Origin of the sequence: Streptomyces sp. NPDC046821 (assembly GCF_040645335.1) — a bacterium.
Classification (GTDB): Bacteria; Actinomycetota; Actinomycetes; order Streptomycetales; family Streptomycetaceae; genus Streptomyces.
On the sequence record NZ_JBEYYB010000003.1, the window covers coordinates 151,597 to 175,967 of the forward strand.

Genomic DNA, 24,371 nt, shown 5'->3' on the forward strand with positions numbered 1-24,371 from the left:
AGCCGGAGTGGACCGTCGAATCTCGCGGCACGCAAGCGGCCGACCGATCAAGGGAGTTTCGGACATGACGACTCAGTACGAAGAAGTGCGGGTCATCGAAGCGGGCAAGCCCCCCGCCCGGTTCGCGCGTGGCTGGCACTGCATCGGCCTCACCAAGGACTTCCGGGACGGGAAGCCGCACGAGGTCGAGGCGTTCGGGACCAAGCTCGTCGTCTTCGAGGGTGCGGACGACGGCGAACTGCACGTCCTCAACGCCTACTGCCCGCACATGGGCGGCAACCTCGCGCACGGCAGCGTCAAGGGCGACACCATCGCCTGTCCCTTCCACGACTGGCGCTGGGCCGGCAACGGCAGCTGCGCCGACATCCCGTACGCCCGCCGCGTCCCGCCGCGCGCCAAGACCCGCTCCTGGATCACCCGCGAGCGCAACCGGCAGCTCTACGTCTGGCACGACCCGGAGGGCAGCACGCCGGGGCCCGAGCTGGAGATCCCCGAGATCGAGGGCGTGCACGGCGCCGAGGCGGGCGAGTGGTCCGACTGGTCGTGGAACTCGATCCGCGTCGAGAACTCCAACTGCCGTGAGATCGTCGACAACGTCGTCGACATGGCGCACTTCTACTACGTGCACTACTCGTTCCCCACGCTCTTCACGAACGTCTTCGACGGCCACGTCGCCACCCAGTACATGGAGTCGGCGCCGCGCCCCGACATCGATCTGGAGACGCTGTCCGGGCAGGGCGCCATCCGTTCGGACGCCTCGTACTTCGGGCCCTCGTACATGATCGACAAGCTGTGGACCGACGTCGGCGGCGGCGTCGAGGTCGAGTGTGTCCTGATCAACTGCCACTACCCGATCGACGAGAACAGTTTCGTGCTCATGTACGGAGCGATCGTCAAGAAGCTGCCCGGCATGACGGACGAGCAGGCCGCCGACGCCGCGCGCGCCACCTCCGAGGGCCTGGCCGCCGGCTTCGAGCAGGACGTCGAGATCTGGAAGAACAAGACCCGGATCGAGAACCCGCTCCTGACGGAGGAGGACGGCCCGGTCTACCAGCTGCGCCGCTGGTACGAGCAGTTCTACGTCGACGTCGCCGACGTGAAGGACGAGATGGTCCGCCGCTTCGAGTTCGAGCTGGACACGACCCGGGCCAACGAGTCGTGGAAGGCGGAGGTCGAGGCCAACCTGCAGCGACGGATGGCGGAGCGGGCGGCTCAGGGCCAGTCGTGACGGTGCGCGTCGCGCGGTGACATGGTGAGTCGGGCGGTGACGTGGAGAGCCGTCCGGTGACATGGACGGACCCGTGCGGTACACGGTGAAGGGCGGGGCCCTTTCGCAAGGACCCCGCCCTTCGTCTCCCGCCCGCTACATCCAGGGGCCGATTACATCCAGCCGTCGATCCGCGCCCACCGCATCATGTTGTCCATCGGTACGGGAACCCGCGCCGGAGGAGCCTCCACCGGCGGTGCGAAGCGGGCCGCGCGCCCCGGCCCGTACAGCTCGGTCCAGATCGACCGGGCGCACGACTGGAGCGTCGGAACCAGCTGTCCCTGGGTGCGGTGGTTGCCCGTCGACGACACGGAGACCGCGGCGATCGCCCGTCCGGCGCCCCGCAGCGGGACGGCCACGGACACCAGGCCCCGGCAGGTCCCGTGCCGGTCCCACGCGACGCCCGACTCACGGACGGAGGCCAGTTCCGTACGGAACAGGAGCGGGCGGGTCACGGTGCGGGGCGTGCGGGCGGGCAGGCCGGTGTCCACCACGCGCTCCACGTCGGCCGGGTCGCCGAAGCCGAGGATGGCCTTGCCGGCGGCGGAGCAGTGCGCGGGCAGGCGGGCGCCGACGTGGGCCGGCAGGGCACGGTCGTCGAGCGAGCCGACGCGCTCCAGACAGACGACATCCGTGCCGTCGAGCACGAACAGCTGGACCAGCTTGCCGGTCGCCTCGTGCAGCGCGTCGAGCCGGGGCTGGGCGGCGCGGAGCAGCCGGTTGTGATGTGCGGCGAGCCCGCCGTGCTCCAGTAGGCGCATCCCCATGTGGTACTCGCGGCCGTCGCGCTCCAGCCACCGCAGCCGGACCAGCTGGTCGAGGATGCGGTGGGCGGAGGAGCGGCTGAGGCCGGAGCGGCGGATGATCTCGGTCAGGGAGAGCCGGGGGTGGGCGCGGTCGAAGGCACCGAGCACCTGCTCCGCCTTCTCCAGGAGGGACGGGGACGCCGGGCCGCGCTCGAGCGCCAGAGTCGTGGCGGCCGGTGCCGGCCCTTCGTCGTTCCAGGTGTCGGGCCCGGTCCGACCGTCCACCACTGCCGCTCGAGGCACAGGAAACCCCCTGCTCAACGAAATCCTTCGGGACGCCACGCGCATGTTCCGGCGTCGAACGAACCATGCCACGAGGCCGGTGCCGGGGGGAAGAAATCCGCACTAGGTGTTTCGAAACGAAATAGATCGTTACCGGGAGATCCTCCGACGCTCCGCCCCTGGCCGGGAGCTGGGGTCTCCATTACAGTGCCCACCAAGCACTTGCTTGGTTGACGCTCAGGGTCCCTGTGAAGGAGTCGGCATGTCCACAGCAGTTGATTCGATGAACGACCTTCTCGCTCTGCGGCGCCTGGTGGATACCTACGCGCTCGCGATGGACCGCAGGGACGCCGCGCTGATGGCGGAGGTCTTCGCCCCCGACGGGCGGCTCGTGGTGCACGGCCTGGACGGCTCGGTGAAGGAGGACCGGGGGACCCCGGAGGCGCGCAACGAGATCCTCGACCAGTTGTCGGTCTTCAAGCACACCTTCCACCTGGTGGGCAACCACCTCGCCGACGTCGACGGATCCACCGCGACCGGCACCGTCTACTGCCTCGCCCACCACTACTCCGCCGGCCCCGACGGCAGCAGCGACGTCGTCGTCCCCGTCCGCTACGAGGACGAGTACGTGCGCACGGCGGACGGCTGGCGCATCGCCGTCCGCGCTGTCCACGCCCTCTGGTACGAGCAGCGCACGTACCCCGCCGCCGGCGCGTGACCACAGGCGGCGCCACGTCCCCCCGGACCGGGCGCCGCACCGCAGGCTCGACGACACGACCCGGATCCGTGAGGAGAAGTTGATGAAGTACGCACTCGTGCTGCCCGTGGGGCTCGGCATCACCGCCGAGCCGGACGAGGTGGTCAGAGTGGTCCGTCATGCGGAGGAACTCGGCTTCGAGTCCGTCAGCGCCGTCGAGCACGCGGTGGTCATCCGCGACACGGAGAGCCGTTACCCGTACGCACCCGACGGCAAGCTGGAGCTGCCCGACGACTGCGCGTACCCCGACCCGCTGGAGCTGCTCGCGTTCCTGGCCGCTTCGACGGAGCGGATCGGGCTCGCCACCGGGGTCCTCGTCCTGCCGAACCACAACCCCGTGGTGCTCGCCAAGCGGCTCGCGACCCTGGACCGGCTCAGCCGCGGGCGGCTGCGGATCTGCCTGGGCCTGGGCTGGATGCGCGAGGAGATCGAGGCCTGCGGCGGTGACTTCCGCCGCCGCGGCCGGATCGCCGACGAGGCCATCGACCTGATGCGTGCGCTGTGGCAGGGGCAGGACGCCCAAGGCGTAGACTTCTCCGGCGAGTTCTTCTCGATCCGGGGTGCGCACAGCTACCCCAAGCCGCACCGGGCCTCCGGCGTACCGCTGCACATCGGCGGGCACTCGGCCGCCGCGGCGCGCCGGGCGGGACGGCGCGGGGACGGGTTCCAGCCGCTGGGTCTGGCGGGCGAGGAGCTGGACGCCGCGCTCGCGGTGGTGCGCGAGGAGGCGCGGGCGGCCGGACGTGACCCGCAGGAGGTCGAGCTGACGCTGGGGGCGACGCTGCCCCGCGCCGCCGACAAGACCGAGTGGGCCGAACAGCTGGGCGCCGAGCGGCTGTTGCTGTCGGGCTCCCGGCACGCCACGACCGTCGACGCGCTCCTGGAGGAGATGTCCCAGGCCGCTGAGAAGCTGGGGCTGAAGCCGTGACGTCCGTTCCTTACGAGGGGCTGCCCGTCCCGCCGGAGCCACCCGCACCGTCCGCGCTGCCCCGCGTCCCCGGCCAGCCCCTGTTCGCGGACCGCACGGCCGTGGTCACCGGCGGCGGTGCCGGCATCGGGGCGGGCGTCGTGCGCGCCCTCACGTGGCACGGCGCGCGGGTGGTGCTCGCCGACATCGACGCCGAGGCGGCCCACCGGACCGCCGAAACGGCCGCCGAGGAGAGCGGCATCAAGCCGGCCGTCGTGGTCGGCGACATCCGCGACCCGGACACCGTCGCCGAACTGACGGAGACGGCGGGCCCGGCGGACTTCCTGGTGAACAACGTCGGCGACTACCGCCCGTCCGGCCCGTTCCTCACCAGTGACGAAGCCGACTGGCAGCGGATGTACGACCTCAACCTGCTGCACATCCTCCGGGTCACCCGCGCGTTCCTGCCGGGAATGGTGGAGCGGGCGGGCGGCGGCATCGTCAACCTCACCTCGGTCGAGGGCCTGCGCGGCATCCCGGGCAACGCGGTCTACGGCGCCTTCAAGGCCGCCGTCGTCAACTTCACCGCCTCACTGGCGGCGGAGGTCGGCCAGTACGGCATCCGCGTCAACGCCGTCGCACCCGACCTGACCGACACCCCGCAGACCCCGATGTGGGCAGGGACTCGCGCCAAGTACGCGGATCACGTGGGGAGTTGGGTGCCTGCGGGCCGCTTCGGCCATCCCTCCGACCACGGGGACGCCGTGGTGTTCCTGCTGTCGGAGCAGTCCAGGTTCATCACCGGCGAGACCCTGCGCGTGGACGGCGGCACGCTCGCCGCGCCGGGCTGGTTCCGGCGCGACGAGCAGCGGTTCACGAACATGCCGCGCCCGCTGCACTGACACGGGCGCCCCCGACACCGGAGTGTCGGGGGCTCCCGCGGAGACTACGAACCGCTCGCGTCGAAGTCACCCGTCATGAGCCGCGGCGCACTGCGCGTACGGAGCTGCTCGGCGCGCACCGCCATGGCGCCGCCGACCATGTCCGGGTGCGTCAGCAGGTAGAAGTCTCCGGCGGCGCCCTGCGCGAACACGACCTCGGCAGCCTCGAGAGCCGACATGGACACGGCCTTGACCTGGAGCATCGCCTCGCGCTCGGCCTCGGAGGCCGAGTGGTCGCCGGACTCGACGCCGCCCGCCGACTCGAAGATCTTGCTCGCCACGGGGCCGGGCAGGATCGCGGCGACGGAGATGTCGATGCCCGCCGTCTCCAGGTCGAGCTTGAGGCACTCGGTGAGGGCGAGCACCGCGTGCTTGCTGACGATGTAGGGCGCCTGGCGGGGGCCGACGCTCACGCCGCCCATCGAGGACAGGTTCCAGATGCGCGCGGGCACACCCGCGCGCTGCATACGCGGGACGAACGCCTTCACGCCGTTGAAGACGCCGGTGACGTTGATGTCCAGCAGTCGGTGCCAGTTGTCCGCGGGGGTGTCCCACACGTAGCCGAACTGCTCGACACCGGCGTTGTTGATCGCCAGGGTGACCGGGCCGAGCTCGGCGTACACCTCGTCGGCGAACGCCTCCACGGCGCTCAGGTCGCGCACATCAACCTTGCGCGCCATCGCCTTGCCACCAGCCTCGACGAGACTGGCGGCGACCGCGTCGGCCGCCGCGATGTCGACGTCGGCGATCGCGACCGCCATGCCGAGCGAGGCCGCGTACCTGGCCAGGCCCTCTCCGACACCGGATCCACCGCCGGTCACGGCGAGCACGCCGCCGGCGAACTGCTTCAGGTCGTCACTCATTCTTCGACTCCTCCTCGCGCGGTCTCGCGCACTGTCCCGGCGATCCGAACGCCGTAATTGCACTTTAAACGATCTCCCGGCCGCCGCCCGGGGGAGGGTCGTACGACCCGAGGCCGCACGAGCCGGGTTCACGGGAGGGGCCGCACGAGCCGGGTCCACCGAAGCCGTACGAGCCGGGTCCACCCAGGCCGCACAAGCCCGGTTTCACCGACGAGGCCACCCCCACCCCTCACCCGGCAACACATTCTCCCGGTGTGTGGGAAACGCCGGTGGCCGTGGCCCGCGCGCGGCCCAAGACTGCTCTCCCGGCCCGCTGTCACGACCGGAAGCGGCGATCCGCCCGAAGGCCGGCCCGTCACGTTTTCACCCGGCCCGGCACCTTCCACCCGGCGGCTCCTCCGCGCGCACGACCCACACCGTCAACCCACACATCCGAGGGACGAGATGGCAAACGCAGACATGGCATGGGACCAGGAGTGCGACGTTCTGGTGGTCGGCTCCGGCGGCGGCGCGCTCACCGGCGCGTACGGCGCGGCGGCCCGCGGCCTGGACACCCTGGTCATCGAGAAGACCGGGTACTTCGGCGGCACCACCGCCTACGCCGGCGCCGGCCTGTGGCTGCCGGGCAACCAGTCCCAGGCCCGCGACGGCCTGGAGGACTCCGCCGACCTCGCCCGCACCTACTTCCGCGCGGTCGTCGGTGACACCACCCCGCACGAGCTGCAGGACGCCTACCTCGACGGCGCCGCCGCCACGGTCGCCTTCCTCGAGGACAATGACCACGTCCGCTTCGAGTACCGGCCCTTCCCCGACTACTTCGCCGCCCCCGGCCGCTTCGACGCCGGCCGCGCGGTCTTCCCCGTGGACCTCGCCACGGACGCCGGCCCGCAGGAACTGCTCGGCGCCGTACGTCCCCCGGCGTGGGCCGAACGCCTCGGCTTCCCTGTCCCGGAAGGCCCCCTCACCGACGGCCGGGCGCTGATCGGCCGACTGCTGCTCGCCCTGGAGTCCACCGGCCACGGCCGTACGCAGCTGAACACCGCCCTCACGCGCCTGATCACCGAGAACGGCGAGGTCGTCGGCGCGGAGGCCGAGCAGGACGGCCGCACGGTGCGCATCCGCGCCCGCCGCGGTGTCCTCCTCGCCGCCGGCGGCTTCGAGGCCAACGCCGAGCTGCGCCGCACCTGGCAGGACCTGCCCGGCGCCGACTGGACGATGGGCGCGCCCGGCGGCAACACCGGCGACGCGATCACCGCCGCCACCGAGGCCGGCGCCGCCACCACGCTGCTCGAAGAGTCCTGGTGGTGCCCGTCGCTGCGCTTCCCCGACGGTTCGGCCGCCTTCACGCTCGGCCTGCACGGCGGCATCTTCGTCGACGGCTCCGGCAACCGGTTCGCCAACGAGTCGCTGCCGTATGACCAGATGGGCCGCCAGATGCTGGCCGCCAAGGCCGGCACGACGCACGACAGCCCGGTCTGGTGGGTCTTCGACGGCCGCTTCGGCGACGAGCTGCCCGGCATCACCGTGGTCCCCGCCGACCGGACGGCCTTCACCGAGGCCGGACTGTGGCAGACCGCCGACACCCTGGACGGCCTCGCCGAGCGGATAGGCGTCGACGCCGAGGCGCTGAAGAGCACCGTCCGGACCTTCAACGGCTACGCGGCCGACGGCGTGGACGCGGACTTCCACCGCGGTGAGGACCCCTACGACCGCTTCTTCGCCCAGGGCCAGGGCGCGAACCCCTGCCTGGTGCCGATCGAGGAAGGGCCGTTCCACGCGGTGCAGATCGTCCTCGGTGACCTGGGCACCAAGGGCGGCGTGCGGACGGACGTGCTGGCGCGGGTCCTCGGCGCGGACGGCAACCCGATCCCCGGCCTCTACGCGGCCGGCAACACCACCGCCTCGGTGTCGGGCCCCAGCTACCCGGGCCCGGGCGTCCCGATCGGTTCCGCGATGGTGTTCGGCCACATCGCCGCTTCGCACATGGCGGAGCAGGCCCGCTGACCCAGGGGTGAATGAGGGTTGACCCCTGAGATTCCGGTCCGGCCGTCGGCCGGACCGGAATCTGTCTTTCCGCCCCCGCTGGCGTGCCGGGCCCTCTTGCCGGGGCCGGCCCGGCCTCGCACACTGCGCTTCAGAGGTACGGGGAGCGGGGGCGGGGGAGTGATGGCAGCGCGACGACGCCGGATGAGGAAGCGCACGCGCAGGCAGCTTCAGGGCTGGGGCGCCGGGGCGGCGGCGCTCGTCGCGTTATGGGTGGCCGGGAACTGGGCGAAGGTATGGCCCGTACTCCTGATCGTGCTCGCCGTGGCCGGGGCCGGTGCGGCGGGATGGGTGCTCTGGCGCGCGCATCGCACCGCGGTCGGTGAGGACCGGCAGTGGCGTGAGCAAGAGGCCGTGCGGGCGCGGGAGTTGTCGATGGCGGAGGTCGACGCGCTCTCCTGGCAGGCCTTCGAGCACTACGTCGCCGATCTGTGCCGGCGGGACGGCTGCACGAAGGTCGTCGTCAGCGGAAAGAGTGGTGACCTGGGTGCCGACGTCGTCGGCCATCTCGCCGACGGCCGCAAACTCGTCGTCCAGTGCAAGAAGTACGCGCCCCACCGCAGCGTCTCCTCGCAGGACATGCAGAAGTTCGTCGGCACCGCCCGTCCCGAACACGGCGCGGACGTCGCCCTGTTCGTCACCACCGCCCGCAGTTTCACGAAGGCCGCCCAAGGTCTCGCGGAGCGACAGGACATCGTTGCCCTCCACCGGAACCTGCTGGGCTCCTGGGCCGGAGGCGCCCACCTGGACACGCTGATCCCGCTGAGCGGGCGGGGCGACGGGACGAAGAGGCGGCGCTCGCCTGCGTAACCGCTCAACAGCGCTCGGTGTGGCTGGAGTTGACCACCGGCGGCTTCCTATCAACAAAACGTTGACCACGCCATGGCGTCGGTATACCGTATCGCATCACGGAAGTCGTATTCCGAAAACTGACTCGGGCCGGTTGGCTCAAATCCGGCATTCCCAGCCGCTTGGGGGCGATTGGGCTGCGTACGACTTCCTTTACGGCCGAATTCACGGGCTGAAATCTGTTGAGTGTCCACTTTGATCTACGCGTGTCCGAACCATCGAAGGGATTTCCAATGAGTAGTCCCCATTCCGGACTGGTCGGTGAATCCGATCTGTCCGTCGTCCGGGGGAGGGTGCGGCCATGACCCAGGAGAACATTCAGGCCCCGAAGGGCGACGGCACCAGCCGTCGTAAGGCCCTGGGTGCGGGTCTCGTCCTCGGCTCCGCCGCCATCGCCCCGATGGTCTACGCCGCACCGAGCAGCGCGGCGAGCGTCGAGGCCGCAGCGGCCGGTGCCGCCGCGGGCAAGGCGAAGGACCCGGCGGTCGTGCCGTCGCTGACCATGCACGCGATCGACACCTACCGCGGGGCGACCGAGGCCGGGCTCCGCGCCGACCTCTCGTACTTCGAGAACGGCCGCTACCGGCTGATCGGCAAGTACGAGACGCTCGCCGGCGGACGGCCGAAGGACCCGCTGCTGCTCCAGGACGAGCTGAAGGCGGGCCGTTACGAGATCACGCTGCACCTGGGGGAGTACTTCTCCAACCTCGGTTCGCGTCTTCCGCAGCCCTCATACCTCGACGACGTTCCGATCCGATTCACGGTGGCGGACGCCGCGCAGCATTATCACGTGGCGATTCTGTTCAGCCCCTGGAACTACTCCTACTACCGCGGTAGCTAGTCTGCCCCAGGAGGTGGCCAAATGGCCGGAATTTCTACGCATGTTCTGGATATCGCCAACGGGAAGCCGGGCGCCGGAATGCGTATCGACTTCTCGATTCTTGAGAACGACACGTACCGCTTCGTCAAGACCGTGTGGACCAACGCGGAGGGTCGGACCGACGAGCCGATCCTGAAGCCGGAGGAGGCCAAGGCCGGCAAGTTCGAATTGCTGTTCCATGTCGACGCTTACTACGACGGGCTCAAGAAGAAGCTGCCGCAGCCGCCGTTCGTCGAGCAAGTACCCGTGCGCTTCACGGTGTTCGACGTGACGCAGCACTTCCACGTGCCGATGATCTGCACGCCGTGGAACGTCACCACGTACCACGGCAGCTGACCCGAGCGCCGATGGCGATGCGCGGACCGGTCCGGTGATCCCGGACGGGTCCGCGCATCCGTGCGTTGCGGCGAAGTCGATTTGAGTGAAGTCGTTCTGAGTCGTCGCCACGCGGCGGAAGTGGTGGCTCCGGCGCGGGAAGTCCGAGAGCCTTGGGCGGGCCGACGGGTTTCCCGTCGGCCGCACGGTTGCGACGGGCCGGGGCGGCAGGCGTCTCCGGGGCCGGCTGAGGGCAGGAGCGCGCGATGAGGTTGATTCTGCAGGAGTTTCTGTCCCTTGACGGAGTGTCCCAGGGGCCCGGGTCGCCCGAGGAGGACACCAGCGACGGGTTCACCCGGGGCGGCTGGCTCGTGCCGCACCTGGACGACGCGTTCCTGCGGATCGCCACGGGCTGGCTCGACGAGGCGGACGGTTTCCTCTTCGGGCGCCGTACCTATGAGAACTTCGCGCGTGACTGGCCGGCGATGGACAACCCGGACGACCCCGTGGCCGCCAAGCTCAACGGCCTGCCGAAGTACGTCGCCTCGCACACCTTGACCAAGGCCGACTGGGAACCGACGACGATCCTCGACGGAGACGTGCCCGCCCAGGTCGCCGAGCTGAAGAGGCGACCCGGACGCGAGCTGCACATCCACGGCAGCGCACGCCTCGGAGCGTCGCTGCTGGCCGCCGGGCTGATCGACGAGGTACGGCTGATGGTCGCGCCGGTGGTCGTGGGCAGCGGCCGGCGGCTCTTCCCGGAGAACGGCACCCCGGCCGGACTGCGACTCCTGAGCTGCGAGACGACCCCGAGCGGGGTCGCGGCCCAGGTGTACGCAACGACGGGACGCCCGCAGTGCGGAACTTATGAGGCGGACGCGCACGTTGATCACGCAGACCCGAACTGAGGAGGAGCGGTGGACACGGGGGCGGAGAACGAGATGGTGGCGGTCCCGCCGGGGCAGGTGATGCTGTCGGACCGGCGGACGCAGAAGAGCTGGCCGGTCGAGGTCGCGCCGTTCCAGATGTCGGCGTTCCCGGTCACGCAGTCCTGGTACGCGCGAGTCACGGACCGAAGACCGAGCAGCGCCCGAGGCGAGCGGCTGCCGGTCGAGGGGGTGTCGTGGTGGGACGCGGTCCGGTTCTGCAACGCCCTGTCCCGACACGAGGGGCTGCCCCCCGCGTACGAGCTGAACGCCGACGCCGAGACGGCCGAATGGGACACGTCCGCAGACGGATACCGCCTGCCGACCGAGGCCGAATGGGAGCACGCCTGCCGTGCGGGCACGACCGGCCCGCGCTACGGCGAACTCGACGAAGTCGCCTGGTACGAAGGCAATTCCGACGGGCGAATCCACTCCGTCGGCGGCAAGAAGCCCAACGCGTGGGGCCTGCACGACATGTTGGGCAACACGTGGGACTGGTGCTGGGACGTCTACGACGCCGAGGTGTACGGCACCTACCGGGTGCTGCGTGGCGGCGGATGGGCCGACGAACACTGGAGCTGCCGGGCGTCGGTGCGCCGCCGCAGCCACCCCACCTTCCGGATCGACGACGTGGGCTTCCGCGTCGCCCGCTCCAGACCACGGGCCAGGCAGTAAGGCGCGCCCGTCCGGGTCCACCCGGCATCAGCGGGTGGACCCGGGAAACGGTCAGCTCGCCTGTCGGCGGAACCTCGTGGTGCGGTGCACCGGGTCCGTGTCCAGTTGCGGGACGACGTGTTCGCCGAGCAGGCGCAGCGTCTCCTTGTCCTCCTCCAGCGAGGCCATGCCCAGGGAGAACGCCAGCTGGTCGAGGCCGGCCGACTCCCAGCGCTTGCACTGCTGGGCGACCTCGTCCGGGGTGCCGCAGATCAGGCCGCCCGACTCGATCAGGGCCTCGATCCCGTCCAGGTCGTAGTCGGGGATCAGGTCGGGCCAGACCGGGACGCCCGCCGGATGCGGGAAGGAGTCGTGGTAGCGGAACGCGTTGCTGGTCATGTAGGAGAGGCGGGACCTCAGCGCCTTCTCGCGGGCCTTGCGGGCGTCCTCGTGGACGAACACACCGGTCACGCAGAGCACGTTGTCGTTGACGAACGCGCCGATCGGCTCCGCGTTCACGATCGCCTTCTTGTACGCCTTGATCACCGGGTCGAGATCGGCGAGCTTGCCGACGCTGAAGCCCAGCACACCCAGGCCCTTACGCGCCGCCATCTCGTAGCTCGCTGGGTTGCCCGCCGCGTACCACATGGCCGGGTGTCCCGCGCCGAGCGGCTTGGGGAAGATCTTGCGCGGCGGCAGGGACCAGTACTTGCCTTCGAAGCCCTCGTACTCCTCCTGGAGGAACATCTTGGGGAACTCCCCGATGGTCTCCTCCCAGATCGCCTTGGTGCCGTTCAGGTCGTTCATGCCCGGGATGAAGCCGAGGATCTCGTGCGAGCCCGCGCCGCGGCCCGTGCCGAACTCGAAGCGGCCCTGCGTGAGGTGGTCCATCATCGTGACCCGCTCGGCCACCTTCACCGGGTGGTTGACCTGGGCGAGCGGGTTGAAGATCGCGGAACCCAGGTGCAGGCGCGAGGTCTGCGCGCCGCAGAAGGCCAGGAACTCGCCGTTCGCGGAGAGGTGCGAGTACTCCTCCAGGAAGTGGTGCTCGGTGGCCCACGCGTACTTGAAGCCGCACTGGTCCGCCGCCTTGACCCGCTCCACGTCGGCCATGAGCACGTCGTGCTCGTGACGCGGGTTGCCCTCCGCCTTGAAGGCCGGTGCATAGCCTTGGACGATCACACCGAATTCCATGTGACGACCACCTTTCGAACGTGAGCAATGGAGAGAGGGACGGGACTGGCTCGCGTCCCGTCGCCGCTTCGCCGCGCTTGCCGCCGCGGACCGCAGCCGTGGCGATCAGCATCACGGGCGCGCCGCTGAAGATCCACGGGGACGACTACCTGTGCGGGTACCTGTCTCCGCGCCGGCATACCTGTCTTCCGGTGATTGCCGGCCGCCTTCTTCCTCGCTCGCGGCCACGGGGGTACGGTCGCGGCCCGCCCACCGATGAACCCGCCCAGCGATGAAGAGGCCTCCGCGCATCACTCACCGAAAGGGTCGAGATGAGCATCCGCTACTTCTCCCACGTCGGGATCTGCGTCTCCGACCTCGATCGGTCGACGCGGTTCTACCAAGAGGTGTTCGGCTTCCAGGAAGTGATGACGGCTCAGGTCGGCAACGAATTCGCCGCGACGCTGGAGATCGACGCACCCAAGCTCGAGTCCCGCATCCTCGGCCGGGACGACGTGCGCATCGAACTGCTCCACTACCTCGCCCCCGGGTACCTGGGCGACGGCAGCCGACGGCCGATGAACCAACTCGGCCTCACCCACCTCGCGTTCGCGGTCGACGACGTGACGGAGCTCTTCGAGGCGACAGAGCGAGCGGGCGGACAGGTGCACCACGAGACCCTCTCCGTGGCCGAGCAGCTCGGCTCGGACGAGGAAGTCCCGCTCAAGACCGTGTACTTGACCGACCCCGACGGCACACGGATCGAGCTCATCTCCGGCATGTGACAGCAACGCCCGCCCGATACTCGATTTTCAAGGGAGAACCCGCATGGGACGACTCGACGGCAAGGTGGCCCTCATCAGCGGCGCGGCGCGCGGCCAGGGCGAGGCGGAGGCCCGCGCCTTCGTCCGGGAAGGCGCCCGCGTCGTGCTGGCCGACCTGCTCGACAAGGAGGGCGAGCAGGTCGCCGAGGAGCTCGGTGACCGCGCGGCCTACGTCCACCTCGACGTGCGGCGGCCCGACGAATGGGCGACGGCCGTCGCGGCGGCGACCTCGCGGTTCGGCAAGCTCGACGTGCTGGTCAACAACGCGGGAATTCTGCGCGTCGGCGCCCTCGAGACCATGCCGTTGGAGGAATACCTGCAGGTCATCCAGGTCAACCAGGTCGGCTGCTTCCTCGGGATGCAGGCGGCCGTCCCCGCGTTGCGCGCCGCGGGCGGCGGCAGCATCGTCAATACCTCATCGACGTCCGGGCTGGCCGGGATCGCGGGCACGGTGGCGTACACCGCGTCGAAGTTCGCCGTACGGGGTATGACGAAGACCGCGGCCGTCGAGCTGGGCCACGACAACATCCGCGTCAACTCGATCCACCCCGGCGCCGTCGACACCCCGATGATCGCCGCGCCGCCCGGTTTCGAGGACGTGGACAGCGACTCCGTGTACGCCGGTCTGCCGCTGCCGCGCGTCGGGAAGCCCGAGGACGTCGCCGCTCTGGCGCTTTTCCTCGCCTCCGACGAGAGTGCGTACTGCACCGGCTCGGAGTTCGTCGTCGACGGTGGATTCCTCGCGGGACCCCCGCTGCCCAGGACGTCGTGATGTTGTCGCTGCAGGAGATATCGGACCGTCTGGAGATACAGGACCTGATGGTCCGTTACAGCCACGCCGTCGACACCCGGCAGTGGGATCTCCTCGACGAGGTGTTCGCCGAAGGCGCGGTCATCGACTACACCGCCATGGGCGGAGAGCGCGGGAATCTCGAACAGATCAAGAAGTTCCTGGCCTCGGCCATGGCAGGCTTCCCGGCCTTCCAGCATCTGATCTCCAACACCTCCCTCACCTTCGACGGCGACACGGCGACCGGCCGCACCATGTGCCACAACCCGATGGTGATGCCGGGCGAGCACGGCGGCGACAACGGCGGGGTGCTCTATTGCGGGCTGTGGTACGTCGACACGTTCGTCCGCGTCGACGGCGACTGGCGCATCAAGGAGCGGGTCGAGGAGAAGTCCTACATGTACGCGGCACCGGCTTCTGAGCCGTCCGCCGTTCACTGACGTGACGTCAGCCAGCTCAAGGAGCCAACCCATGACCCCCGTTCCCGTCCCCGGGCACCAAGCCATCATGAACCTCGTCGGCATCTACGCCGAGCGCCTCGACGCCGGTGACTTCGCCGGCGCCGCCGAGCTGTTCGCCCACGCCACCATCACGTCCGAGGGCTACGACCGCAACACCTCCGGCGCCGACGCGGTCCGCGAGATGTTCGAGACGTGGACCCGCCGGTACGAGGACAACGGGACCCCGCACACCAAACACGTCACCACCAACCTCGTGATCGACGTCGACGACCAGGCGGGCACCGGCACCTGCCGCTCCTACGTCACCGTCTTCCAGGCCACCGACCGGCTGCCGCTCCAGCCGGTCTTCGCGGGCCGTTACCACGACCGGTTCGAACGAGCCGACGGCACCTGGCGGTTCAGCCACCGGCACATGATCACCGACTACGTGGGCGACCTCAGCCACCATCTCCTCCAGCCGATCGGCTGACGCAAAGCCAAGCATCGGCTGGCACAAAGCAAAGCAAAGCATCCGCTGACGCAAAGCAAAGCAACGCCGTCCGACAGCCCCGCTCCCGAGATCCCCCGAGGAGGACGATCATGTCCACGTACGCCTTGAGGTTCGACTTCCGTAACCCACCGATCGGCGGCGTCAGCATGGCCGACCGGTACGCAGCCGCGCTGGACATGGCCGAGTGGGCGGACGAGAGGGGGTTCCAGCGCGTCATCCTCTCCGAGCACCACGGCATGGCGGACGGTTTCATATCGAGCCCGCTGACCATGGCGGCGGCGATCACCGCCCGCACCGAACACCTCGACGTCCAGGTGGCGGCGATGGTGTCCGCGACCCACAACCCCGTCCGGCTGGCGGAGGACATCGCCGCGGTCGACCTGATCAGCAAGGGGCGCATCAGCGTCGTACTGGCCAACGGATATGTCGAGCGGGAGCTCGCCATGTTCGGCGAGACCCTGTCCAACCGGGTCAAGCGGACGAAGGACATGGTGGCCTTCCTGCGTCTCGCGTGGACCGGGGAGGAATTCGAATGGGAGGGGCGGGCCTTCCGGGTCACGCCCGCGCCGTACACCCCCGGCGGGCCGAAGATCGTGCTCGGCGGGGCGAGCGAGCCCGCGTCCCGGCGGGCCGCGCGACTCGGTGACGACTTCCTGCCGTCCACGCCGGACTGCTGGGAGTTCTACCGCGACGAGTCGATCAAGATCGGCAAGCCCGACCCCGGCCCGTACTTCGGCGGGGACGTGAGCTTCTTCCACGTCACCTCCGATCCGGAGCGGGACTGGCAGCGGATCAGGCCGCATGTGCTCCACGAGGCGACCGAGTACGGGCTCTACGGGACCGTCGCCGGGCACCCCACCACGCCGGACCCCGACCAGCTGCGCGCGGCCGGCATGTACAGCGTCCTGACCCCCGCCGACCTCACGAAACGACTGACCGACCAGGGCGAGCGTGCGTGGCTCAACTTCCACCCCATGATGGGCGGCATTCCGCCCCAACTGGCTTGGGAGAGCCTGGAGCTGTTCGACCGTGAGGTGCTTCCCGGCCACCCGCCGCGCTGAGCGAATCCGACCGGGCCCACCTGAGCCGGGGGAGGAGGAATAGTCCGACTCGATGTATTTCTAGTAGAAGCAAATGCTGTTAGCGTTCGGCGCCGTACTCGCCCTCGCGGGTGAGTACGGCGCCGTGTCCTCGGAGCAGGAGTGACCGTCGTCCCGCCGGCTCCGGCGTGGCTGAGACGTGGACGCTCGACACCCCGAGTGCGTGGCCGGAAGTGCAGCTTCGCCGAGTGGAGGTGCTTGGTGTACGGCCACGTTCGAGGCAACGGGACAACACCATGAGCGCGCGCGGCCTGGCGCAGGCTCCCCAGCGGCGCGGCAGCCGGCCCGGCCCCGGCATACAGGCACCTCCGCCTCCGCCTCCGGTCAGGCGGGCGGCGACGGGCGGACTCCCTTACGAGGTCACCAGTTTCGTCGGGCGTGGCCGTGAAATCACCACGATCAAAAGGGCGTTGGCGAACTCGCGCCTTGTCACCCTGCTAGGCGTCGGAGGCGTCGGCAAGACGCGGCTGATGCTGCACAGTGTGGGCGCGCTGACCCGAACGTTCCCGGACGGCGTACGACTTGTGGAGCTGGCTCATCTTCAGGAGCCGAGCCTGCTGGAGCAGACGGTCGCGCGGGCACTGGGTATCCGGGAGACACCCGGGCCCGTCACGCCTGAGGATCTGCTGGAGCACCTCGCGGACAAGCAGGTCTTACTCGTCCTCGACAACTGCGAGCACCTGCTTGACGAGTGCGCTTCCCTCGTCGACACGCTCCTGCGGAACACGCCCAGGCTGCGCGTTCTGGCCACATCGCGCGAGGCCCTGTGCATCCAGGGGGAGAGCATCGTCGACGTCCGGCCGCTGGCCTGCCCGGAGCCCGGCGAACCGGCGGACCCGGCCGACGTCGCCCGCTACCCGGCAGCCGGCCTGCTGCTCGACCGAGTCGCCGCGGTACGCCCCGAGTTCACCCTGAACCACGGCAACGCCGAGGCGGTGGCGCAGCTGTGCCGGAGGCTGGACGGCCTCCCGCTGGCCATCGAACTGGCGGCGGTGCGGGCGCGGACGCTGACGGTCCAGCAGATCGTGGACCGGCTCGACGACCGTTTCGTACTGCTGCGTGCGGGGCTGCGCGGCGGTGACGTCCGCCAGCGGACGATGGAAGCGCTCATCGACTGGAGCTTCGAACTCTGCGACGCACGTGAACGGACTTTGTGGGCACGGCTGTCCGTCTTCTCGGGGGGCTTCGAGGTCGGCGACGCGGAGGAGGTGTGCAGCGGGGACGGGCTGAGCCGGTCGGATGTGACCGAGGCACTGTTCGGCCTGGTGGGGAAGTCGATCGTGAGCCGGAATGCGGACGGCGCGGAGTCGCGGCTCTACCTCTTGGAGACGATTCGCGAGTACGGGCGGCTGCGATTGGCCGAGCGGGGCGAGGAGTTGACGTTCCGTCGGCGCCACCGGGACATGTTTTGCGGGCTTGCGCGCCAGGCCGATCGCGAGTGGTACAGCCGCAACCAGCTGTCCTGGGCGGTTCGGCTCACGCAGGATCACGCCAACATCCGTGCCGCGCTGACCTTCAGCTACGAGACGCCGGGGGAGGAGCGCGCCGGGCTCCGCCTGAACTCGGCGCTCCGGTCGTGGTCGACGGTGGCGGGACTGCTGACGGAGTGCCGCCAGTGGCTGGCGCGGGGCCTCGACCGCTACCGGGAGCGCGACGCCACGAGGGCCTGGGCGCTGCTCGCCGACGCCGGGCTCGCGATGTACCAAGGCGAGGCACAAGAAGCCGAGACGATTTTCGCCGAGGCCAGGGAACTCATCGCGGGCCTGGACGACGCCAGACTCCGGGCCCACCTGCTGACGGCGGCGGGACAGCACGCGCTGTATCAGACCCGGCCGGGGCAGGCGATCAAACTGCTGCGCGAGGCGCTGACCGACCATGAGTCGCGAGCGGATTCGGCGGGCCTGATCGAGAGTCTGTTGCCTCTGGCGCTGTCGTCCTCGGTGACCGGCGACAGCGAGACCGCGGTGGAGCTGTGCGAGCGAGTCGAGCAGATCTGCGTGGACCGGGGCGAATACATCGGCCGCTCGTACGCGCTGTGGACGCGGGCGATGGAAACCTGGCGCAACGACGACTTCCCGAGAACCAAGCAACTCCTCCAGGAAAGCTTGCGGTTCAAGTCGAGATTCGACGACTGCCTGGGCATCGCGCTGTGCTTCGAAGGATTGGCGTGGGTCGCCGTCGTCCAGGGCCAGGTGGACCGCGCGGCAAAACTGCTGGGCGCGAACGAACCGGTGTCGAGGCAATTGGGTTTGTCACTAGGTAAATGCCGACACCTCATGGAGCATTTCGACAGATGCAGACGGCGCATCGCCGAAGCCGACCAGACCCTGGTGCAGGCCGCGTACGACGAAGGGGCGGCGATGTCTCTGGCGAACGCGATCGCATACGCCCTGGAATCGGACCCCACCCGCACGCCCCGCACGGCGCCGACCGACACCGAACACGACCTGCACCTCCTGACCCCACGCGAACGCGAGGTAGCCCAACTGGTAACAGCAGGCCTGACGAACCGCGCGATAGCAGCCCACCTGGTGATCTCCCGTCGCACGGCGGAGGGCCACGTAGAACGCATCCTGGCCAAACTGGGTTTCACGTCGCGGGCGCAGATCGCTAGCTGGTTCACTTCCCGGGGGACAGGAACTCGGTAAGCCGCGTCAGGTCGGGGTTCATGGGTTGTTTCCGCCAGCTGGGTTTCCGCAGAGATCTCCGGGTCAGGCCGCCAGGCCCAGCGGGGTCCGGAGCTCCACCCGCCGTCGTAGACCGAGCGTGGCCAGGGCTGTTGCGATGCCTCCGGCCAGGGCGGACCACCACAGGACGGCCGGTCCGAGCGTGGAGTAGAGGGCGACGCCACCCGTCAGCGCGGCGAAGCGGGCCACGCCCCAGGTCCACTGGAAGGCGCCCTGGTAGCGGCCGCGGGCGTCCGCCGGGGCCAGGTTGGCGACCACGGTCGCGGCGATCCCGGCCACCGTCACCTCGCCGAGCGACCAGACCACCACGGACGCGGTGTACCCGCTGACGCTGTCGGCGGCTCCGGTGAGCGCCACGCCCACGGCGATCAGTACGCTGCCCGTTGCCTGGACCGGGAGCTGCGGCAGGCGGGCGAGCAGCGAGGTGGCCGGCGGCTGGAGCAGCACCACGAGCACGGCGTTGACCGCGGCCATGGCCCCATAGACAGCGGGCGAGAGGCCCGAGTCGTGGACGGCCAGCGGCAGGGCGACCTCGGTGAGGGAGTAGACGAACAGCTGGATGCCGAAGAGCGGGAGCAAGGTGATCAGCAGCCGGTCGCGCAGGACCACGCCGTACCCCGTGCCGGCCGCTCCGTTCGTTGCGGCCTTGGCAACGGGCTTGGTCTCCGGGAGCCGGACGGCGACGATCACCGCGAAAATGAGCATGGTGGCGGTATCGACCGCGAACAGCAGCCAGTAGCCGTGTGCGGCCAGTACACCGCCGAGCACACCCGCGGCGGCGGTGCCGACGTTGACGCCCCAGCCGAAGAGGGCATACGCGCGCTGCCTCCGGTCCGCGTCGACGGAGTCCGCAAGAAGCGCGTACGTCGCCGGCGAGACAGCCGCGCCTGTGGCGCTGAGGAGCAGTGCGGCGGTGGCCATCGTGGCCACGCCGGGGGCGGCGAAGAGAGCACCCTGGGAGATCGCGGCGCCGATCAGCCCGATCAGCATGGTGGTGCGGCGGCCGACCCGGTCGGCGAGGAGGCCGCCGAGCGCGGGTCCGATCAGGTTGCCCGCGCCGAGGGCGCCGAGCACGTACGTGGTCTCCGTGCCGGTCACGCCGCGGTCGGCAAGGAAGAACACCAGGAACGGGGAGATCAGGTAGCCGAGCCGGTTGACGACGGTGCCGGCGAACAGGGTCCAGACGACGGAGGGCAGACCGCGGAAGGTGGTGAACATGCGGACAGCCTGCGGCTCGGCCCACCTCGTCGACCATTGATTAAGGTGGAGCTTAATCTTGCGTGCATCGTGTGCCTCTCGCGTGCGTACCGCAGGCGCGACCAGGCACAGCTCGTCGGTACGGGGGCATTCCATGAAGTCCGAACTCAGTTTCTCCGCGGCCGACATGGCCCAGACACGGTTCGCGGTGTCGCCGATGTGGGAGGTGGTCACGAGCTACCGCCTGCTGCGCGCGGATCAGGAGCACCCACTGCACCGCCGCTGGACCGCTCAGGTCCGTCGGCGCCTGGCAGAAGCCGGCCTCGACCGTGGCTGGCTGGCCGTGCTGATCCCGGCCGACGGCTACCTCGCGGACTTCCTGAACCCGACCCCCGCCGAGCCCTTTCCCACCCTCGCCGAGGAGTTGGCCGCCATCCGGCGGACCCCGGCGGAGCGCGTACACGTCGAGCTGGACATGCTGGCCGGGGAGCGTGACCTGTCGCGCTCCGCCCGGATCCGGCTGCTGCGGCAGGAGCCGCAGGCGGCGCTCGAGAAAATCACCGAAGAGGTCGAGCTCTACTGGGAGTTCGCCCTTGCCCCCTACTGGGACCGTATCCGCCGCCTCCTCGAGGCCGACGTCTTCCACCGGGCCAGGCAGGTGGCCGAGCACGGTGCCGGACACGTTCTCGGCGACCTGCACGAATCGGTCACCTGGGACGCCGGGAGCCTGCACCTGGTGCGCCGCCATTGCTCGGTGACCCGCGCCGAGAACGGCTCGGGCCTGCTTCTGGTCCCCTCCGCCTTCGCCTGGCCGCAAGTGCTCACGCGGTCGGTGCCGCCGGACCCGCCGCAGCTGGCCTACCCGGCCCGCGGCATCGGCACCCTGTGGGAACCCCGTACGACGGGCTCCATCGAGGCCGTCGCGGGTGTCCTCGGCCGCTCCCGCACCCTGCTCCTGGCCGAACTGGACACCCCCTCCTCCACCACCGAACTCGCCCACCGCTGCGGCCTGTCCGCGCCGGGCGCCTCCCAGCACCTCACCGCCCTGCGCGACGCCGGCCTGGTCAGCGCCCACCGCGCGGGCCGCTCGGTGCTCTATGCGCGTACCACCGTGGCCGATGCCCTGATGTCGCCGACCGTACGCAACTGAGACGGAGCCCGACCGCTGACGGACCTTGGCAGGACACGTAAGTGTCAGCCCGCGTCACCGCCACCCCGCAGGTACGCCCCCAGCCGCTCGATCGCCGACGGATTGCGTGGGCTTTCGACGAGGTCTGCGTAGTCCAGCGTGAAGATGCGCTTGTTTTTGATCGCGGAGACGTTGCGCAGGGGTGGGTAGGAGAGGAGGAAGTTCTTCTTCTGTTGTGCGCTCGTCGAGCCGTAGTCGTTGATGACGATCACGTCCGGGTTGCGCTTCACGACCGTTTCCCAGCCGATCGTCGTCCATGAGTCCTTGAGGTCGTGGAGGATGTTGGCGCCTCCGGCCTCGCTGATGATCTGGTCGGGGGCGGCGTAGCGGCCCGAGGTGAACGGCTGGTCCTGGCCGCTGTCGTAGAGGAAGACCGAGGGCTTGGGGGCGTCCTTGGGGATTTTCGCGTGTACGTCCGCGACCTGTGCTTTGTACGTGGCGATCAGCTTTCGTGCGCGCTCCTGGACGCCGAAGATCTGGCCCAGATTCTCCAGGTCCGTGTAGAGCGCTTCCAGTGGCGGCATGATGCCGCGCGACGTGCTGGTGCGGGCGTTGCGGCAGGATTCGGTCAGGAGGTACGTGTCGATGCCGGCCTTGTGCAGCTCGCCCGGAGTCAGCTCGTTCTCGTTGAAGCCGTAGTTCCAGCCGGCGAAGACGAGGTCCGCGCGTGCGGCGAGTGCGCCCTCCTTGGTGAGGCGGTCCTTGGAGAGCCACTTCACCTTGTCGTACGCGTCCTTGTACGGCACGTCATCGTGCGAGACCTCGTCGGCGGGCATGGCATAGCCGGCCATGTGGTCCTCCAGGCCGAGCGCGAACATGAGCTCGGTGATGCCGGGCCCGTTGGTGACCACCCGCTCGGGGCGCTTGTCGTACGTGACCTTCTCGCCGCAGTTGGTGACGGTCACCGCCTGCGGCTTCGCCGTTTTTTCGTCAGGTACGACCTGCGCGCCGCAGCCGGTCAGCGTGAGGGCGGCGGCGAGGCCGAGCGAGGCGTAAGACAGGAGCGTGCGCACAGGGACCTTCCCGTTGGGTGTCAGGGAGTCAGGGAGTCAGGGGGCCGAAGAGGAACTGGGTGGTGCCTGTCTCGGGGTGGCGCACCCGGTGTGCCCGGACGCCGAAGACGTCGGCGAGCAGCCCCGGTGAGAGGACCTCGTCCGGCGGGCCCGAGGCGACGACCCGCCCGCCGTGCAGTACATGCAGCACGTCGCAGTGCGCGGCGGCGAGATTGAGGTCGTGCAAGGCCGCGAGCACCGTCGGGCCGCCGGCACGTACCCGGCGCAGCACGTCCAACTGGTGGGCTATGTCGAGGTGGTTGGTGGGCTCGTCCAGGACGAGGACGCGCGGCTCCTGGGCGAGCGCGCGGGCGATGAGCACCCGCTGTTTCTCGCCACCGGACAGCGACAGGAAGCCGCGCGAGGCGAGGTGCGCGACGCCGGCCCGGGCCAGCGCCTGTTCGCAGATCTGCCGGTCACGCGCGGCGGTGCGCTCGCGGTGCGGCCGGCGCCCCATCGCGACGACCTCGGTGACGGTGAAGTCGAAGTCGGCCGCTGTCTCCTGCGGCAGCGCGGCGAGCAAGCGTGCCGCTGCCCGGGGCGCCATGCGGTGCACGTCCTCGCTGTCGACCCTGACCACTCCGGCGTCGGGCCGCCGTGCCCGGTAGACGCAGCGCAGCAACGTCGACTTCCCGCTGCCGTTGGGCCCGACGAGCCCCACGAAAGCTCCTGCGGGCACGTCGAGAGTGACCTCGTCGACGAGCCGCGCGCCCGCCACCTCGACCGAAACGCCTTCTACGGCAAGCCGCACGACTCTCCTCCGGAACAAACATCGGTGACGGACCTGTCGGTGGGACGCCCCAACTCAGCGTCCCGTCAGCGCGTGGCCGCCGCGCCGCATCAGCAGCAGGAACGCGGGTACACCGAGCGCGGCCGTGACCACACCTACGGGCAGCTCCGTAGGCGCGAGCAGCAACCGCGACAGCACATCGGCCCACACGAGCAGCACCGCCCCGGCGAGCGGCGCCACCGCGAGCACCCGTACGTGCGAGGCGCCCACGAGCATCCGTACGAGATGCGGAACCATCAGCCCGACGAAACCGATCGCCCCGCTCACGGCGACGACCGTGCCCGTCACGGCCGCCGTCACGACGAACAGCTCACGCCGCAGCCGGTCGGGCGGCACGCCCAGAATCGCCGCCGTCTCGTCACCCATCGAGAGCGCGTCGAGCGCACCCGCCCGCAGCCTGAGCCACAGCCAGCCGGCCAGAACCGTCACCGCCGCCAGCGGCACCTTCGGCCATGTCGCCCCGCCGAGGCTGCCGAGCAGCCACATCATCGCCGCGCGAGCCGCCTCACCCCGTTCGGCGCCGAAGACCATGACGGTCGTGACGGCCTGGAACCCGTAGGCGAGCGCCGTGCCGGTCAGGACGAGCCGCAGCGGGCTGAGACCGAGCGGGGAGCGAGCCACGACGTAGACGACGAGGGTCGCGGCGAGGGCCGACAGAAAGGCGGAGAAGGAGAGAGCCCAGATGCCGAAACCGGCGAGTGCGCCGAACAGGATGACCGCGTTGGCGCCGACGGCGGCGCCCGAGGAGATGCCGAGGACGAAGGGGTCGGCCAGGGCGTTCCGCACCAGCGCCTGCACCGCGACCCCGACCGCGGCGAGCCCCGCGCCCACCACGGCCGCGAGCACGACCCGTGGGAAGCGGATCTCCCACACGATGGTGTAAGCCGCCGAGTCGCCTGTGCCGAGATTCCCACCGCTGAGCCCGGCCCACATGAGCCGCAGCCCCTGCCCCCAGCTCATTCCCGTAGCCCCGAGTCCGACCCCGCAGGCGAGCGAGACGACCAGCGCGAGCGCGAGCGCGACGACCAGCGGGGCGGCGGGTATACGCGCAGGTGAGACGTCTGCGGGGGTGGTGGTGCGGGGCAAGACGGGCGCACATCCTCCGGGTCGGTGCCGCCGGCGGAACGCGCAGGCACCAGAAGGGCCCGGGGGCTCTGGGGGTCCCTGCTCGCAGTCCACGGCGAGCGT

24 protein-coding genes are annotated in these 24,371 nt (G+C 69.9%); 17 read left to right on the forward strand and 7 right to left on the reverse strand.

Features of this window, described 5'->3' with window-relative positions:
* The first annotated feature begins 64 nt into the window (after positions 1–64).
* Entirely contained in the window at positions 65–1,228 is a 1,164-nt protein-coding gene (locus ABZ893_RS07245; protein ID WP_361398162.1) for a Rieske 2Fe-2S domain-containing protein, read from the forward strand.
* A 152-nt stretch (positions 1,229–1,380) separates the two neighbouring features.
* Here ABZ893_RS07245 and ABZ893_RS07250 read toward each other — a convergent pair whose 3' ends face one another.
* Positions 1,381–2,316 carry an IclR family transcriptional regulator gene (locus tag ABZ893_RS07250; RefSeq protein WP_361398165.1) on the reverse strand — a complete coding sequence of 312 codons (936 nt, stop codon included), beginning with the start codon at positions 2,314–2,316 and terminating at the stop codon, positions 1,381–1,383.
* Between the two features lie 241 nt (positions 2,317–2,557).
* On the opposite strand from ABZ893_RS07250, the gene ABZ893_RS07255 reads away from it, so the two are divergent.
* The 3 genes from ABZ893_RS07255 to ABZ893_RS07265 all read left to right on the forward strand — a co-directional run bounded on the left by ABZ893_RS07255 (position 2,558) and on the right by ABZ893_RS07265 (position 4,861).
* Entirely contained in the window at positions 2,558–3,013 is a 456-nt protein-coding gene (locus ABZ893_RS07255; protein ID WP_361398169.1) for a nuclear transport factor 2 family protein, read from the forward strand.
* Positions 3,014–3,095: 82 nt separating this feature from the next.
* The gene (locus ABZ893_RS07260; protein ID WP_361398172.1) at positions 3,096–3,980 is read left to right on the forward strand and encodes an LLM class F420-dependent oxidoreductase; all 885 of its coding nucleotides are present in this window, start codon (positions 3,096–3,098) and stop codon (positions 3,978–3,980) included.
* Positions 3,977–4,861: an SDR family oxidoreductase gene (locus ABZ893_RS07265; RefSeq protein WP_361398175.1), complete on the forward strand. Its 885-nt coding sequence runs from the start codon at positions 3,977–3,979 to the stop codon at positions 4,859–4,861. The genes ABZ893_RS07260 and ABZ893_RS07265 overlap by 4 nt, the downstream gene beginning before the upstream one ends.
* Positions 4,862–4,905: 44 nt before the next feature.
* Here ABZ893_RS07265 and ABZ893_RS07270 read toward each other — a convergent pair whose 3' ends face one another.
* Positions 4,906–5,763 (reverse strand): SDR family NAD(P)-dependent oxidoreductase, encoded by an 858-nt coding sequence (locus ABZ893_RS07270; protein WP_361398178.1) that lies wholly within the window; start codon positions 5,761–5,763, stop codon positions 4,906–4,908.
* Positions 5,764–6,207: 444 nt separating this feature from the next.
* On the opposite strand from ABZ893_RS07270, the gene ABZ893_RS07275 reads away from it, so the two are divergent.
* The 6 genes from ABZ893_RS07275 to ABZ893_RS07300 all read left to right on the forward strand — a co-directional run bounded on the left by ABZ893_RS07275 (position 6,208) and on the right by ABZ893_RS07300 (position 11,451).
* The gene (locus tag ABZ893_RS07275; RefSeq protein ID WP_361398182.1) at positions 6,208–7,767 is read left to right on the forward strand and encodes an FAD-dependent oxidoreductase; all 1,560 of its coding nucleotides are present in this window, start codon (positions 6,208–6,210) and stop codon (positions 7,765–7,767) included.
* 162 nt (positions 7,768–7,929) lie between these two features.
* Positions 7,930–8,616, forward strand: a complete 687-nt coding sequence (locus tag ABZ893_RS07280) for a restriction endonuclease (RefSeq protein WP_361398185.1) — start codon at positions 7,930–7,932, stop codon at positions 8,614–8,616.
* 340 nt (positions 8,617–8,956) lie between these two features.
* Positions 8,957–9,496: a hydroxyisourate hydrolase gene (locus ABZ893_RS07285; RefSeq protein WP_361398189.1), complete on the forward strand. Its 540-nt coding sequence runs from the start codon at positions 8,957–8,959 to the stop codon at positions 9,494–9,496.
* A 21-nt stretch (positions 9,497–9,517) separates the two neighbouring features.
* Positions 9,518–9,871, forward strand: a complete 354-nt coding sequence (gene uraH / locus ABZ893_RS07290) for a hydroxyisourate hydrolase (RefSeq protein WP_361398192.1) — start codon at positions 9,518–9,520, stop codon at positions 9,869–9,871.
* A 245-nt stretch (positions 9,872–10,116) separates the two neighbouring features.
* Positions 10,117–10,758 carry a dihydrofolate reductase family protein gene (locus tag ABZ893_RS07295; protein WP_361398194.1) on the forward strand — a complete coding sequence of 214 codons (642 nt, stop codon included), beginning with the start codon at positions 10,117–10,119 and terminating at the stop codon, positions 10,756–10,758.
* A 33-nt stretch (positions 10,759–10,791) separates the two neighbouring features.
* Complete coding sequence (locus tag ABZ893_RS07300; protein ID WP_361398997.1) at positions 10,792–11,451, forward strand: formylglycine-generating enzyme family protein; 660 nt, start codon at positions 10,792–10,794, stop codon at positions 11,449–11,451.
* A 51-nt stretch (positions 11,452–11,502) separates the two neighbouring features.
* On the opposite strand, the gene ABZ893_RS07305 is transcribed toward ABZ893_RS07300, so the two are convergent.
* Entirely contained in the window at positions 11,503–12,624 is a 1,122-nt protein-coding gene (locus tag ABZ893_RS07305; protein ID WP_361398196.1) for an LLM class flavin-dependent oxidoreductase, read from the reverse strand.
* 311 nt (positions 12,625–12,935) lie between these two features.
* On the opposite strand from ABZ893_RS07305, the gene ABZ893_RS07310 reads away from it, so the two are divergent.
* The 6 genes from ABZ893_RS07310 (at position 12,936) to ABZ893_RS07335 (ending at position 18,916) form a co-directional block, all read left to right on the forward strand.
* On the forward strand, positions 12,936–13,388 hold the full coding sequence (locus tag ABZ893_RS07310) for a VOC family protein (protein ID WP_361398198.1): 453 nt from the start codon (positions 12,936–12,938) through the stop codon (positions 13,386–13,388).
* Between the two features lie 43 nt (positions 13,389–13,431).
* Positions 13,432–14,199, forward strand: coding sequence for a glucose 1-dehydrogenase (locus tag ABZ893_RS07315; RefSeq protein WP_361398200.1), 768 nt, complete (start codon positions 13,432–13,434; stop codon positions 14,197–14,199).
* Entirely contained in the window at positions 14,199–14,657 is a 459-nt protein-coding gene (locus ABZ893_RS07320; protein ID WP_361398203.1) for a nuclear transport factor 2 family protein, read from the forward strand. The genes ABZ893_RS07315 and ABZ893_RS07320 overlap by 1 nt, the downstream gene beginning before the upstream one ends.
* 31 nt (positions 14,658–14,688) lie before the next feature.
* Positions 14,689–15,147, forward strand: a complete 459-nt coding sequence (locus ABZ893_RS07325) for a nuclear transport factor 2 family protein (protein ID WP_361398206.1) — start codon at positions 14,689–14,691, stop codon at positions 15,145–15,147.
* Positions 15,148–15,257: 110 nt separating this feature from the next.
* Complete coding sequence (locus ABZ893_RS07330) at positions 15,258–16,229, forward strand: LLM class flavin-dependent oxidoreductase (RefSeq protein ID WP_361398208.1); 972 nt, start codon at positions 15,258–15,260, stop codon at positions 16,227–16,229.
* A 275-nt stretch (positions 16,230–16,504) separates the two neighbouring features.
* Positions 16,505–18,916: a LuxR C-terminal-related transcriptional regulator gene (locus ABZ893_RS07335; protein ID WP_361398211.1), complete on the forward strand. Its 2,412-nt coding sequence runs from the start codon at positions 16,505–16,507 to the stop codon at positions 18,914–18,916.
* A 63-nt stretch (positions 18,917–18,979) separates the two neighbouring features.
* On the opposite strand, the gene ABZ893_RS07340 is transcribed toward ABZ893_RS07335, so the two are convergent.
* Positions 18,980–20,173, reverse strand: coding sequence for an MFS transporter (locus tag ABZ893_RS07340; RefSeq protein WP_361398214.1), 1,194 nt, complete (start codon positions 20,171–20,173; stop codon positions 18,980–18,982).
* Between the two features lie 133 nt (positions 20,174–20,306).
* Between ABZ893_RS07340 and ABZ893_RS07345 the strand changes: the two genes are divergently transcribed.
* Positions 20,307–21,302 (forward strand): DUF5937 family protein, encoded by a 996-nt coding sequence (locus ABZ893_RS07345; RefSeq protein ID WP_361398217.1) that lies wholly within the window; start codon positions 20,307–20,309, stop codon positions 21,300–21,302.
* A 44-nt stretch (positions 21,303–21,346) separates the two neighbouring features.
* Here the strand turns inward: ABZ893_RS07345 and ABZ893_RS07350 are convergent, their stop codons facing one another.
* The 3 genes from ABZ893_RS07350 to ABZ893_RS07360 are packed head-to-tail and all read right to left on the reverse strand — an operon-like array spanning position 21,347 to position 24,227.
* On the reverse strand, positions 21,347–22,354 hold the full coding sequence (locus tag ABZ893_RS07350) for an ABC transporter substrate-binding protein (protein ID WP_361398219.1): 1,008 nt from the start codon (positions 22,352–22,354) through the stop codon (positions 21,347–21,349).
* A 28-nt stretch (positions 22,355–22,382) separates the two neighbouring features.
* The gene (locus ABZ893_RS07355; RefSeq protein ID WP_361398222.1) at positions 22,383–23,144 is read right to left on the reverse strand and encodes an ABC transporter ATP-binding protein; all 762 of its coding nucleotides are present in this window, start codon (positions 23,142–23,144) and stop codon (positions 22,383–22,385) included.
* Between the two features lie 54 nt (positions 23,145–23,198).
* On the reverse strand, positions 23,199–24,227 hold the full coding sequence (locus tag ABZ893_RS07360; RefSeq protein WP_361399000.1) for an iron ABC transporter permease: 1,029 nt from the start codon (positions 24,225–24,227) through the stop codon (positions 23,199–23,201).
* Between the last annotated feature and the right edge of the window lie 144 nt (positions 24,228–24,371).